We start from the raw sequence: 13,605 nt of genomic DNA on the forward strand, positions 1-13,605 counted from the left end.
CATGAAACTGGTCAGAACTCGCCAAAGTACCGTGATGTGGATCATCGACGTGATCCTGACCTTGATGGCCTGGGCCGGACTGGTCTGGCTGCTGGCGCGCGGGATCACTTCGATGCTTGAAACCCACGGCGGCCCGCGTATCGAGGCGCCGATTTTCGCGGCGCTCAATACCTTGCAGATCTACCTGTGGATCGCACTGTTCAACGCCGTGATCCTGGTCACCTGGGCACGCTACCAGCAACGCAAGGGGCGCAAGTTCGCCCAGCGCCGCGCCGAAGCCAAGGCTCTCACCGACAAGAACCTGAGCGAGAGCTTCAGCCTCGCCGAGGGTGACCTGGAGCAACTGCGCCGCCCGGGCGTACTGGTGATCCACAACGACGAAGACGGCGGTGTGTCGGAAGTCAAAGCCCACGTCTCCCGCGACGTGGAAAAACCAGGCTTGACCCTCGTGCCTGGCGCGCCTCAGAACAAAGACGCCAGCTAGTGGTGTAAACCACAATCCAATGTGGGAGGGGGCTTGCCCCCGATTGCGGTGGATCAGCTAATGAATACTTGGCTGACACCCCCTATCGGGAGCAAGTCGAATCGTCGCACCGCCCCCCACATGGGGCTCTTACCCTTCCGATCCCGATTATTGGGATCCAATTCACAAAACCCCCGCGAACTTATCTGCTTTTTTCGGTACTAACTTATCGCGGCAAGAACTTGATGGCCAAATAATGGCAACTTATAAGTTCTCCGACGAATCGCTATCAGAACAGCTGCCGCCTGTCGGAATAATACTTCCAGTTTCAGGCCGTGTATCTTTTTGATGATTTTTATTGTTATTAATCAATATGTTGCGTGAATAACTAGCACGGGCATGCAATTGACTCTGTTTCTTGGGTTACTGCTAGTTCGATGTTAGTTTCGCGGCCCCTGATTTTCGACGGACCGAACATGTCTTTTTTATTGCCACGGACTCGGTACTTGCTATGCACTTTGCTGCTTGCTTATTTGAGCGGCAACAGTGCCTTGGCCGCCCCTACGCCAGGGGATCAGGACCTTATCCGCGACCGCCAGAACCGGCTTCTCGAAGAGCAGCGTCGGCGCCTGGAAGAGCTCCAGGACCTGCCCGGCAAGAGCAATCAGCCACAGGCCCCGGCACAGCCTGCTGACACCCGCTGCTTCCCCATCCAGGACATCGAACTCAAGGGCGCCGACAGCCTTTCCGCTGCCGACCGTAACCGCCTGCTCAAACCCTATATCGGCCAATGCCTGGGCGTTACGCAGCTCAATGAACTGCTCAAGGTCATCACCGATTACTACATTGCCAAGGGCCGCGTCACCAGCCGGGCCTACCTGCCGCAACAGGACCTTTCCAGCGGCCACCTGCAAGTGCTGGTGGTCGAAGGCAAACTCGAAGGCCTGAAGGGCGCCCAGGGCAGCACGGTCACCGACCGCGAGCTGGCCATGGCGTTTCCCGGCAAGGTCGGCGAGGCCCTCAATCTGCGTGAGGTCGAGCAACTGGTGGATCAACTGAGCCGCCTGCCTTCCAAGCAGGCGCAAATGGAACTGACCCCCGGCACCCAGATCGGCGGCAGCGAAGTGCTGGTCAAAAACCAGCCGCAAAAACCCTGGCGCGCCAGCCTGTCGCGCAACAACGACGGCCAGAAAAGCACCGGTGAACAGCAGTGGGGCGCTGGCCTGGAATGGGACAGCCCACTAGGCCTGGCCGACCAACTGATCCTGCGCGGCGGCCACGACGCCATCAGCGACCACCAGAAAACCTCGAAAAACAGCATGCTCTACTACAACGTGCCGTGGGGCTGGTGGAACTTCAGTTACACCTACAGTGAGAGCGATTACCGCACCCCGGGCAGCGTCGATGACTTCAAATACAAGCAATGGGGCGACAGCCAGAATCACCAGCTGCGCGCCGAGCGCGTGGTGCATCGCGATGACGTGAGCAAGACGTCGGTCAATGTCGGCCTCACTCATTTGCGCACCAACAACTACATCAACGACACACGCCTGGGCGTCAGCAGCAACCGCCTCAGCGAATTCCAGGTGGGTATCAGCCACGGGCGCCGTATTGGCAGCGCGTTCGTCAACCTTGATGTGGGCATGCAAAACGGTATCGGTGCCTTCGATGCGCAAAAGGATGAGCAGACCCGTATCCGCGGCAACCTCACGCCCACGCCGCGCTACCGCAAATACACCGCCACCCTGAGCTACCTGCAGCCGTTCACGCTGTGGGGCGAGTCATTGAGTTTTTCCAGCCTGGCCACCGGGCAGCGCAGTGAAGACGTGCTGTACGCGCCGCAACGCATGAGTCTTGGCGGCTCGTACTCGGTGCGGGGTTTCAAGGACCAGCAGTTGAACGGCGACAGCGGCGGCTACTGGCGCAACGAAGTGCGTTGGGCGCGCCCGGTGACCCTCGACTGGATGCGCCCGGCCTTCGCCGAGTACGGCGCCAGCGTCGGCTACGACCAGGGTGTGATTCGCAACGATCGCTACAACGATGACCAGCACGGCCGGGTATCGAGTAACTCCCTGGAGCTGTTTGCCCGTGGCAAGCACGTCAGCACCAGCGTGACGTTCGCCCATTCGCTGGAAAGGCCTGGCGTCGTGACCGAGCGCGAAGCGCCGATCTATTTCCGCCTGGATTTCTTCCTGTAATTCAACACCGCTGCCTTGAGATTTTGAATATGGACGTTCGCCCTGTTACTGCCCTGAAAAGCCTGAGCCAACGCGGCCTGGCCCTGATCCTGGCCAACGCGTTGTTCTGGCAGCCGCTGCTGGCCCAGGCCGAGGGCATTGTGGTCAGCGGCCCCGGCACTACCCTCGGGCAGGCGGGCAACGGCGTTCCGGTGGTGAACATCGCCACGCCCAATGGCAGCGGGCTGTCCCATAACCAGTTCAAGGACTACAACGTCGGTCCCAACGGCGTGATCCTCAACAACGCCACGGGCATGGTGCAGAGCACGCAGCTGGGCGGGATCATCGTCGGCAACCCGAACCTCAAGGGCGGCGCTGCGAATGTCATCCTCAACGAAGTCAACGGCGGCAGCCCCAGCCAGTTGCGCGGCTACACCGAAGTGGCGGGGCAGTCCGCCAAGGTCATCGTGGCCAACCCGTATGGCGTGAGCTGCAACGGTTGCGGCTTTATCAATACCCCCAACGTCACCCTGACCACCGGCAAGCCGATTCTTGACCAGGCCGGGCGCCTGGATCGCTACCAGGTGGACGGCGGTGCGGTGACCATCGACGGCCAGGGCTTGAACGCCAGCAACGTCGACCGCTTCGAGATCATTACCCGTTCGGCCAAGATCAACGCCAAGATCAATGCGCGCCAGCTCACCGTGATTGCCGGACGCAATGACGTCGACGCCCAAAGCCTGAAAACCACCGCGCGCGCCGACGACGGCAGCACCAAGCCGGAACTGGCCATCGACTCGTCGGCCCTGGGCGGCATGTATGCCGGTGCGATCAAACTGGTGGGCACCGAAGCCGGCGTGGGCGTGAAGCTCGACGGCACGCTCGCTGCCAGTGCTGGCGATATTCAGCTCGACGCCAACGGCCACCTGAGCATGGCCCAGGCCGCCGCCAGCGGTGCGGTGGACATCAAGGCCGCGAGCCTGGAGACCAAGGGCGCCGTGTACGCGGGCACCACCCTCAAGGCACAGACCAAGGGCACCCTGAAAAACAGCAAGACCCTCGCCGCCCGCGACAGCATCACACTGACCAGCAACGGCCAACTGACCAACAGCGGCATCGTCGAGGCCGGGGTCAACGCTGATAACACGCGCAACACCGTCGGCGACGTCAAGCTCGAGGCCCGGCACATCAGCAATACCGGCACGGTGATCGCCAATCGCGAGCTCGGCGCCACCGCCAATACCCTGGACAACCAGGGCGGTACCATGAACGCCAAGCAGGTACTGAACGTCACCGCCGCCAGCGTCGACAACCGCAACAACGGTCGCCTGCTCAGCGACGGCACGCAGACCCTCACCGTCAGCGGCCTGCTGGACAACAGCCAGGGCGGCATCATCGACAGCACCGGTGCCTTCACTCTGCACGGCGATACCCTGGACAACAGCGCCGGCAGCCTCACCGGTGGCGGCGCAATCACCCTGGACCTGATCGGCGACCTGATCAATCGCAACGGCAAGCTGGCGAGTGCCGGCCCGTTGCTGATCCAGCGCGCCGCCCACGTTGACAACCAGGGAGGCAAGCTCGCCAGCCAAGGTTTGCTGACCCTGTTCGCCAACAGCATCGACAACCGCAACAACGGCACCCTGGCCGCCAACGATGGCCTGACCCTGACCACCAGCGGCCTGCTGCAAAACGGCGGCAACGGCCTGATCCACAGTGAAAAGTCCGGCGTGACCATCACCGCCGGTACGCTCGACAACGACGGTGGCCGCATCGCCGCCAAAGCCGGTGATGCGCAGATCGACGCCACGGATTTCAACAACGGCAGCGGCGCGCTGTTTGCTCGGGATCGCGTGCACCTGACCGGTATGAATGTGGATAGCGGCGGCGAGATCGCCGGCAACCGGATCGACGTCAGCCTGACGGGGGCCCTGGTTAACCGTGGCCTGATCGAGAGCGCCACCGCCCTCGACGTCGACACTGCCAGCCTCACCAACAGCGGCCAGATGCGCGCCCTCGGCACCACCGGCAAGACCCGCTACGCCATCGGCGGCCTGCTCAACAACAGCGGTAGCCTCGAGACCGCCAACGACCAATTGAGCCTCGCCGCCACCCGCTTCCAGAACACCGGCGGCAAGGTATTGCACGTGGGCACGGGTGCACTCGACCTCAGCGGCATCAGCCTCGACGATGTCGGCGGCAGCCTGGTGACCAATGGCGACCTGATCCTCGATAAAGCCAACTGGACCAACAGCACCGCGATCCAGGCCGGGCGCCTGACCGTCAACGTCGATAACCTGCAACAGACCGCCACCGGCAAACTGCTCGGCACCCGCGCCCTGGTCGGCAGTGGCAAGGACTGGGCCGTGGGCGGCAGCGTCGCCAGCCAGGGCAGCCTGGATCTTTCGGTGGACAACCTGCTCAACGACCACGGCCTGATCTTCAGCGGCGGCGATATGAACCTCAAGGTCGACCGCCTGAAAAACCTCGGCGCCGCGATCTACGCCATGGGCAACCTGCGTGTCGACCGCGACGGCCAGGGCGGCCTGGCCACCAGCATCATCAACAGCTCGGGGACGATCGAGAGCGAGCGCAACCTGATCCTGGCGGCCAGCACGATCCAGAACATCCGTACTGTGCTCACCACCGAGTCCGGCATCTACAGCGCCTCCATCACGCCCATCGCCTGTATCGACGGGGTGACCGGTGGCGACTGCGAAGGCGGCAAGCAGAACCGGCCGTTCCAGATTACCCAGCGTGATCACTTCATCGTCAGCGATGCCACGGCAGCGTCCAGCATTACCTCGGGCGGCAACATGCTGCTCACCGGCGGCGAGCTGCTCAACAGCAGCAGTAGCATCGCTGCCGGTGGCGCCATGACCGTGCGCGTCGACCAACTGAGCAACGTCGGCCTGGTGACCCACGACACCCAATACGACCGCATCTTCACTTCCGAGCGCGAGCGCAAGCCGGGGGGCTGGAACCGCGAGGCGGCGGCCTTCACCCAGCGCTATTCGGCGGGCAACAACATGGACGGTGTGGAAGCCGCCATGGCCGCGTTCATCGGCAAAATGGAGAGCGAAAAGACCGACCTGCGCAAAACCACCCAACTGATGGTGCCCGACCAGAGCTACGCCGCCGTCATCCAGGCCGGCGGCAGCGTAGACGTGAAGGCCCAGGCCGGCATCGACAACAGCGTCGTGCAAGGTGGCTACACCTACGTCGGCAGCGGCGCCAACACCAAAGCGCCGGGTTACTCGACCCAGGTCACGCTCAACCCGCAATTGCCGCCGGACGTTGCCCAGCAACAGGTCAACCCGCTGGGCCTGCCCGGCTTCGACCTGCCCACCGGCCAGAACGGCCTGTTCCACCTCAACGACCGCGATGGCGCAACCGGGCTGCCCACCAGCCAGTTCGCGGCCAACCCGCACAAGTACTTGATCGAAACCAACCCGCTGCTCACCGACATGCGCCAGTTCATGAGCTCGGACTACATGCTGACCAAGCTCGGCTACGACCCCGACACCGCGCAACGTCGCCTGGGCGATGGCTTCTATGAACAACGCCTGATTCAGCAAGCCGTGCTCGCCCGCACCGGCCAGCGCTTCATCGATGGCCAGACCAGCGACGCCGACCTGTTCAAGCACCTGATGGACAACGCCATCAGCAGCAAAAGCGCGCTGAATTTGTCCGTAGGCGTGAGCCTCACCGCCGAACAAGTCGCCGCCCTGACCCACGACATCGTGTGGCTGGAAAACGCCACCGTCGCCGGCCAACAAGTGCTGGTGCCGGTGCTGTACCTCGCCCAGGCCAGCAACCGCCTGGCACCCAACGGCGCGTTGATTTCCGGCACTGACGTCAACCTGATCACCGGCAGCCACCTCAACAACGCCGGCACCTTGCGCGCTACCGGCAGCCTGCTGGCGAACGTCGGCGGCAACCTCACCAACAGTGGGTTGATGGAAGCCGGTGGTCGCCTCGACCTGCTCAGCGGCAACAATCTGACCAACCGCGCAGGCGGTGTGATCAGCGCGGGCAACGTCAACCTCGCCGCCGGCGCCGACCTGCTCAACGAACGCAGCGTCACCACCCACGAAAGCGCCAGCAGCTACCGCACCGAACGCAGCGACTTCGTCGACAGCGCCGCGCGCATCGAATCGGCCAACGATCTGGCCATGCAGGCTGGCGGCAACATCAACAACGTCGGCGGCGTGCTCAAGAGCGGTGCCGACACCACGGTCAAAGCCGTGGGCGACGTCAACATCACCGCCTCGAAAAGCCTCGACAGCGGCGCCATCGGCAACCGCTCCAGCTTCACCACCATCGCCCAGCAAGGCTCGGTGGTCGAGGCCGGCCGCGACCTGCATGTGATTGGCGGGCGCGACATCAGCGCCGTGGCCAGCCAGATCAATGCCAAACGCGACGTCAACCTGATTGCCACCCGCGACCTCAACGCCATCGCGGCGGCCAACGAGCAGCACTCCACGACCAACACGAAAAAGGTCAAGAGCATCGAAGACCACGTGCAGCAAGTGTCCAGCGTGATCAAGGCCGGCGGCGACGCCACCCTGAGCGCCGGGCAGAACCTGCAACTGGTCGCCAGCCAGGTCAATGCCGGCAACGAGGCTTACCTGGTCTCGGGTAAAAACCTCGAGCTCAAAGCCGCGCAAGACCAGGACTACAGCTTCTACAGCAAGACCAAGAAAACCTCCCAGGGCAAGAAATTCCGCCTGGATGAAACCGACGTCGTGAACAACGTCGGCAGCCTGGTCAGCGCGGGGACGAACAGCACCGTCGTCGCCGGTGCAGACCTGCTGCTGGCCGGCAGTGCCGTCACTGCCGAAAAAGGCGCCACCCAACTGGTCGCCGGCCAGGACGTGAACATCCTCGCCGTCAGCAACGCCGACAGCGCCCGCCACGAACGCAAGGAAAGCAAAAGCAGCTGGGGCGGCCTGAAGTCGAGCAAAGTCCAGGACAAAGTCGACGAAAAACGCACCACCGCCCTGGGCAGCATGGTCTCCGGCGAAACCGTCACCGTCGCCGCCAAGCGCGACGCCACGGTCACCGGTTCCAACCTGGTCAGCACCGGCGACCTCGCCGTCCAGGCCGGCCGCGACCTGACCATCGACGCGGCGCAGAACACCTTCGCCCGCACCGACATGCACAAGGAAAAAAATCGCGACCTCACCGGCGTGCTGACCGGTAACAAGCTCGGTCTGGATGACATGACCGGCAACCAGAAGCTGTACATAAACAGCTCGAAGCACAACGGCACGGCCAATGAAATGACCTTGACCGGCAGCACTATTGGATCGAGTGCGGGCAATGTGTCGCTGACGGCAGGGCGTGAGTTGAAGGTGGTGGCCAGTGATCTGGTGAGCACCAAGAACATGGAGTTGGGTGGGGCGAATGTCACCGTTACTTCAGGGATGGAGACTGCCAGTCAGACCAGTAAGGACAGCTCAAGAAGCTTGGCGGTTGGGCGAGTGATTGCGGGCACCGTGGTCGACACCGCCAACAGCATCCGCGACGCAGCCGAGGCGGCGCGCAGCTCCGACGATCCACGCCTCAAGGCCGTGAAGATCGCCCAGGCGGCGCTGTCGATGTACAACCTGAATAACCAGGCGGGCGATCTCGCTAAACAAAGTACCGGCTTCAAGGACAAGACTGGTGGCTCTGCCGGCAACGGATCGCTGATCAAGATCGGTACCGAACTGGCCAACACCCGTACCAAAAGCAGCAGCGAATACACGGCGCAGACCTCTCACCAGAGCAACCTCAACGCCGGGGGCAAACTGTCGATCATCGCCGCGGGCGATGCGCCGGGCACTGTGGGTGACTTGACGATTACCGGCAGTACGTTGAAAGCCGACAGCACGTTGCTGTCCGCGAAAAACAACATCCTGATGCAAAGCGCACAGAACACCACCGACTGCAAAAACGACGGTTCACGCAACAGGACCGCTATCGGTGCCAGCTTCAACATAGGCGAGCAAAACGGTTTCACCATCGACCTCGGTGCACAAACCGCCAAAAACCTTGGCTCGGGTGGCTCGGTTACCCAGGTCAACACCACTCTGGACACCGGCTCGCTGGTGCTGCGCAGCGGCCAGGACACCAGCCTGATCGGCGCGCAGGTACGCGCTGACCGTATCGATGCCAACATCGGCGGCAACCTCAACATCCTGTCGCGCCAAGACACCGAAACGTCCAAGAGCAAGCAGAACAGTGCGGGCTTCGGTGCGAGCATCTGCATTCCGCCGATCTGTTATGGCTCCCCAGTAACCGCGTCCGCGAACCTGGCGGCGTCGAAGATGAACAGCGACTACCAGGCGGTGACCGACCAGAGCGGCTTCTTTGCCGGTAAGGGTGGCTACACCATCGATGTGGCGAAAAACACCACCCTGCAAGGTGCGGTGATTGCCAGTGAAGCCACGGCCGACAAAAACCTGCTGCTCACCGACCGACTGCTTGTCAGCGACATCAAGAATAAGAGCGAGATCAAGAGCCAATCGGCCGGCGTCAGCGTCTCCGGTTCCTACAGTGGCGGCGCGACTACCCTCACGCCGGGTGCCTTGTATGGAATGTCGCTGAACGATTCGGACCACAGCTACACGCGCAGTGCCGTCAGCGAAGGCACGATCGTGGTGCGTAACCCCGAGGGTGCGGGTGATCTGGTCGGCCTTAACCGTGACACGGCCAACGCCAACCAGCGTCTCGACAAGCCTGATGAAAAGGCCATGCAGGAACGCATGGATCTGATCAAGAGTTCGATGGAGTTGACCAAGGGCATTGGCGATGCGATTGCTGCGGCGCGGATCAAGGCCGCCAACGATCCAAACAGCGACGTCAGTAAAGCTACGCGGCAGAAGCTGATTGAGGACGGTATCGCCAACCCGACACCGGAACAAGTCAGCCAGCGTGCCCAACAGGATTACGGCGTTGGCAGCAGCTTCCAGAAGGCCAGCCAGGCGGTGACTGCCGTGGTGCAAGCGGCGATGGGCGGCAGCGTGGGCGGTGCGTTGGCGGGTGCGGCAGCGCCGTATCTGGCGCAGACGGTCAAGAAGATGACCGATGGTGACCCGAACGCCAACTTGATGGCTCACGCAGTGTTGGGTGCGGTGTTGGCGCGGGCCGGTGGTAACTCCGCGCTGGCAGGAGCAGCCGGGGCCGTGGTGGCGGAGAAAACCGCACAGCTGATCAAAGAGACGCTGTATGGCGATGTCAGTAACGAAAATTTGACCCAAGAGCAAAAGCAGACGATCTCCAGCCTATCGACGTTGGCGGCTGGACTCTCCGGATCGTTGGTTGGCAAGGACGCGCTGAATGCGGTGGCAGCCGCGCAGGTTGGGAAGAATGCGGTTGAAAATAACCTTTTGAGTCCAGCCAACGAATCTTTGCTTCAAAAGGCTCGCGATGCGATCAAACGCAACAAGTACACCTCCGAGGACGCAAAGACGCTGATTGCGCTCGATCAACAAGATCAGATTTCAGATGCTTTGGTTGAGCGCCTGCGCCGCAACCCAGACTCGATGTCGGCTGCCGATAAAGCCGCGGCGCAGGCGTATCTCGCGGATTACGCAAACGCACTCGTTGTGGCGTACGGGAAGGATGAGGCAGCTCGTCGCATCTACGCGCTTATGCGACCCGGTCCTCTGCGGCAAAGCAACGATGTGGCGTACGCAGCTGGGAATTCCATCAAAGACGCTTCCCTGGAACGGCTCTATCCCGGCGATCTGTCGGCGCAGATGAACCGCTCTCCTAGCGAAAACGAACAGCTTTACCGCGAAGCGCAACATATATGGCGCTTCGAACAGAACTATCAGGCAGAAGCTGCAGTTGGCACTCCTGCCTTGTATGCATTGGGCGGGTCGGTAGGCTTGGCAATACGGTTGGTGACTGCTGAAAGTGGGATATTGCAGATCACTTATGGTGGAGTACAGGCCAGCAACGGTGATGCGGGTGACGGTACCAAGAACATTTTTCTTGGGCTTTTGAACGCGTCGGCTGCGGGGTTGCCAAGTTTGTTTAAGGGACAGTCAGTCGCTGGCAGCACGAAGGTGACGATACCCAAAAATGAGAGCGTGGTTGGGGCAATACCCGACGCAGAGCTCGGCATTCTGGTTGATAGAAACGTTCTGCAAGCAGGCCCAAATTTCGCCAAGGGTAGCCTTGGTGCTGAAGGTGTTTTTCTTCCTCCTCAGGTAGTAGGTAGCCCTTATTTCATTCGAATCGATCCCATTAAAGGTCAAGGGCCGATGGCGATTGACTCATCTTTATTTACGTCCGGTCCAAAAACGATGGATGGAGGCGTTCGGAACTCCAAACAATTCTGGGCGGAGTGGAAAAATAACTACGGTGATACCCTTAGTCCACAAAACTTACTCCGTATTGAGGCAAAGCAGTCTCCAGTGGTCGATCAGCATTGGGTGGATAAATTTCCGGAACATCAGTCTTTTCTTGATGAAACCATTATTCACCACCATTTGGACTATGGTAAAAACGCGATTCCGCTCCCTAGCTCGGTTCATAGTAAGCAACCGGGATGGGGTATTTGGCATCCCGAACATTCAGGTCAATAGGTCACGTGATGATTAATGATTTAGATGGACTAATAAAATATTCCGAAAAAATGGCTGCTAGGTTTTCCGTCATTGCCTCAGAAATAAAGCTGTGTTCTCCTGGTTACTCAAAGAATTATTTGTCCTCGCTGAGGGAGGATGGACAACATTTTCCTGATGACTATCTGGTGTTGCTTGAGCGCGTGCAAGTGCTCGGCGTTTCAATCGGCCAATTGAATTTATGGCCAGTACCTTACGGGCGGCGCGAGTTATCGTCAGTCCTGATAGAGGCAAACAGAAGCCCTGAAAATCCATGGCTTACATTTTACAATGATAACGAAATTGTTGAGGTTGCACGTTGGGAAGCCAATATTATTTGTTTAGGGCGAAAAGACTCCAGTAATAACAGCAGGGCCTACTTCTTGGATATAAGTTCTGGTCATAAATTGAGTTTGCGGCCAATGGCAGACTCTTTTGAACAACTGATTATCGTCGCGGGCAATTTGCATGAGGTCTCAATGGATTATGAGGAAGAACCAGAATCCGGCGTGCAGGAGTTTTCTTTGCGCTTAGTGAATCTTGGAATTAAGGCGGATGCTTCCGCTTTATGGCTTGAGCTGTTGAATGAGGCACTTTACTAACGGAAAGTCGCCCGTCGGTGTCTTTTTCTAGTTGATAGGTCGAGAAATCAGAAGTCGGGGGGCAGACCACATTTTTATAAAGCTTCCAAATAAGCGGGAAAATTTTCTTGGTGGCGTGGCGGGCGTAATTACTGTAGTTATTGATGCTCTTTAAAAATCCATTTTTTTAAATTGTTTTTCGTGATTTTTATATGCGGCTATGCTTAAGTCTCTGAAATTTTAAGGGGTTAATGTTGGGATAGGGATCAGGCCACGATTAGTGCACCAATGTATATTGGCGGTTTGCCCCCTATTTCTGCTGCGGTACGGCAGAGTGTATTTCATCGGGTGCCAATATCGATCTGGTTGATGCCAATACGTTGAAATGGATAAAAGCGGCCGATGCCAAGATAGTCTCCGATGTTGGAACGGCCATGGGTGGCATAGCAGTATTCACGACGGGAGGCGCAGCCGCTGTAAAGGTATTCCTGTCAGTGAGGCTGCGAGAGTATCCAATGCACTGGGTGTTGCTAAAGTCTGAGATGAACTGGCCGAAAGGGATATTGGTGCTTTCAAGGGAAATTAGTATGAAGTCGGCTTTGTACAAATACCGGTATCTATTGGGGGCATTGTTGTTGATCGCCGCGTTACTCAATTGTTTTCTTCGTTTTTGGGGCGATGCAAGGCCATTTTTCAGCGCTCTGATGCTTCAGTTGTGGTTTGGGCAAGCTGTGTTTGCATATCTGAGAGGCGGCTGGATCTCTATAGGTCCAGGTGGTTTAGGCAAAGATGCAAGCCCTGTGGGGCGGGCATCACTGGCGTGCGTGTCTTTTGTTATTTATTTGTTGGGGTTTGTATTGGAATTTAGTCAATGAAAATAGGGGGCAGACCACGGTTACATTAATGGTGGTTTGACCTCTATTTCCCTGCTTCTAACAATCATGTTCCCTATGCAGACTAAAATATGAATATGTCTATCGTTCGGAAGGGTGTTGTTGTCACTGGCGAATATTCTGGCTGGGAAATTGTTGTTGCGGACGACCGTGATGGCGATACCGGTGGGTATTATCTTTACTTGAAAAAAGGTGATATTGAAGGGTTTGAATATTGGTTCGAGCGTGAGGCAGGTCTTCAGGCTCAGTTAGTTGATTTTGAGGTGAAGTGGATAGTTTTATAAGTTTAATTCGCATGGCTTTTAATTTACCTTCGGCACGAAATCGGGGTCCCGAAATCGGAATCAGACCACGCTTTAATGATGGTCTGAGCCCTATTTCTCCTGTTTCAGTTCCTACGGATTTGAATGCAAAAACTTTGACAAAGCAGGCCAAAGAATTTAACTCTTCTCAGTCGGATTGTTGGACGTTGCGGGCTCGGAGCGGGAGTAATTAGGCGTGGATTATTCGAGAATAATTAATCTTATTGGAGAGTCGGAATTCGTTGAGTTTTCTGATTGTGGTGACGAGATTGCTGATGAGTGGATTTATAAAGCTGAAACTCGTCTTGGGTTGAAACTGCCTGATAGCTATAAATGGTGGCTGAAGTGTTATTCTGGCGGGGAAATATCTGGGGAGGAGATTTATAGTATTTACGAAATGGATTTTGACAGTGTAAATGGTGGTGATATCGTTTATATGTCAATCGTTAACGGTCGAAATGGGTTGTGTGGGAAGGAGAGGCACGGACGATGGTCTTAATGATGGGGAGTATCCTGTTTATAGGCTTGATCTTTCTAATCAAGCTTCTAGTGTGTACGCGAAAAATTTTATCGATTTCTTAGAAAAAAG

Annotated in this window: 7 protein-coding genes; all 7 read left to right on the forward strand. The window is 58.3% G+C overall.

Going from position 1 to position 13,605, the window contains the following annotated elements; all coding sequences use genetic code 11:
- Position 1 precedes the first annotated feature (1 nt).
- The 7 genes from pgaD to BM416_RS26870 all read left to right on the forward strand — a co-directional run bounded on the left by pgaD (position 2) and on the right by BM416_RS26870 (position 13,515).
- Positions 2-484 (forward strand): poly-beta-1,6-N-acetyl-D-glucosamine biosynthesis protein PgaD, encoded by a 483-nt coding sequence (pgaD, locus tag BM416_RS26840; protein WP_092490024.1) that lies wholly within the window; start codon positions 2-4, stop codon positions 482-484.
- Between the two features lie 455 nt (positions 485-939).
- Positions 940-2,661: a ShlB/FhaC/HecB family hemolysin secretion/activation protein gene (locus BM416_RS26845; protein WP_074848304.1), complete on the forward strand. Its 1,722-nt coding sequence runs from the start codon at positions 940-942 to the stop codon at positions 2,659-2,661.
- A 29-nt stretch (positions 2,662-2,690) separates the two neighbouring features.
- Positions 2,691-11,222 (forward strand): two-partner secretion domain-containing protein, encoded by an 8,532-nt coding sequence (locus tag BM416_RS26850; RefSeq protein ID WP_092490025.1) that lies wholly within the window; start codon positions 2,691-2,693, stop codon positions 11,220-11,222.
- Positions 11,223-11,227: 5 nt separating this feature from the next.
- On the forward strand, positions 11,228-11,842 hold the full coding sequence (locus BM416_RS30495) for a hypothetical protein (RefSeq protein WP_139237780.1): 615 nt from the start codon (positions 11,228-11,230) through the stop codon (positions 11,840-11,842).
- Positions 11,843-12,201: 359 nt separating this feature from the next.
- The gene (locus BM416_RS26860; RefSeq protein ID WP_139237781.1) at positions 12,202-12,696 is read left to right on the forward strand and encodes a hypothetical protein; all 495 of its coding nucleotides are present in this window, start codon (positions 12,202-12,204) and stop codon (positions 12,694-12,696) included.
- An 89-nt stretch (positions 12,697-12,785) separates the two neighbouring features.
- Positions 12,786-12,998: a hypothetical protein gene (locus BM416_RS26865; RefSeq protein ID WP_218190231.1), complete on the forward strand. Its 213-nt coding sequence runs from the start codon at positions 12,786-12,788 to the stop codon at positions 12,996-12,998.
- A gap of 214 nt (positions 12,999-13,212) precedes the next feature.
- Positions 13,213-13,515 (forward strand): SMI1/KNR4 family protein, encoded by a 303-nt coding sequence (locus BM416_RS26870; RefSeq protein WP_371856073.1) that lies wholly within the window; start codon positions 13,213-13,215, stop codon positions 13,513-13,515.
- Positions 13,516-13,605 lie beyond the last annotated feature (90 nt).

Origin of the sequence: Pseudomonas sp. NFACC42-2, from assembly GCF_900116055.1 — a bacterium.
Taxonomy (GTDB): Bacteria; Pseudomonadota; Gammaproteobacteria; order Pseudomonadales; family Pseudomonadaceae; genus Aquipseudomonas; species Aquipseudomonas marginalis.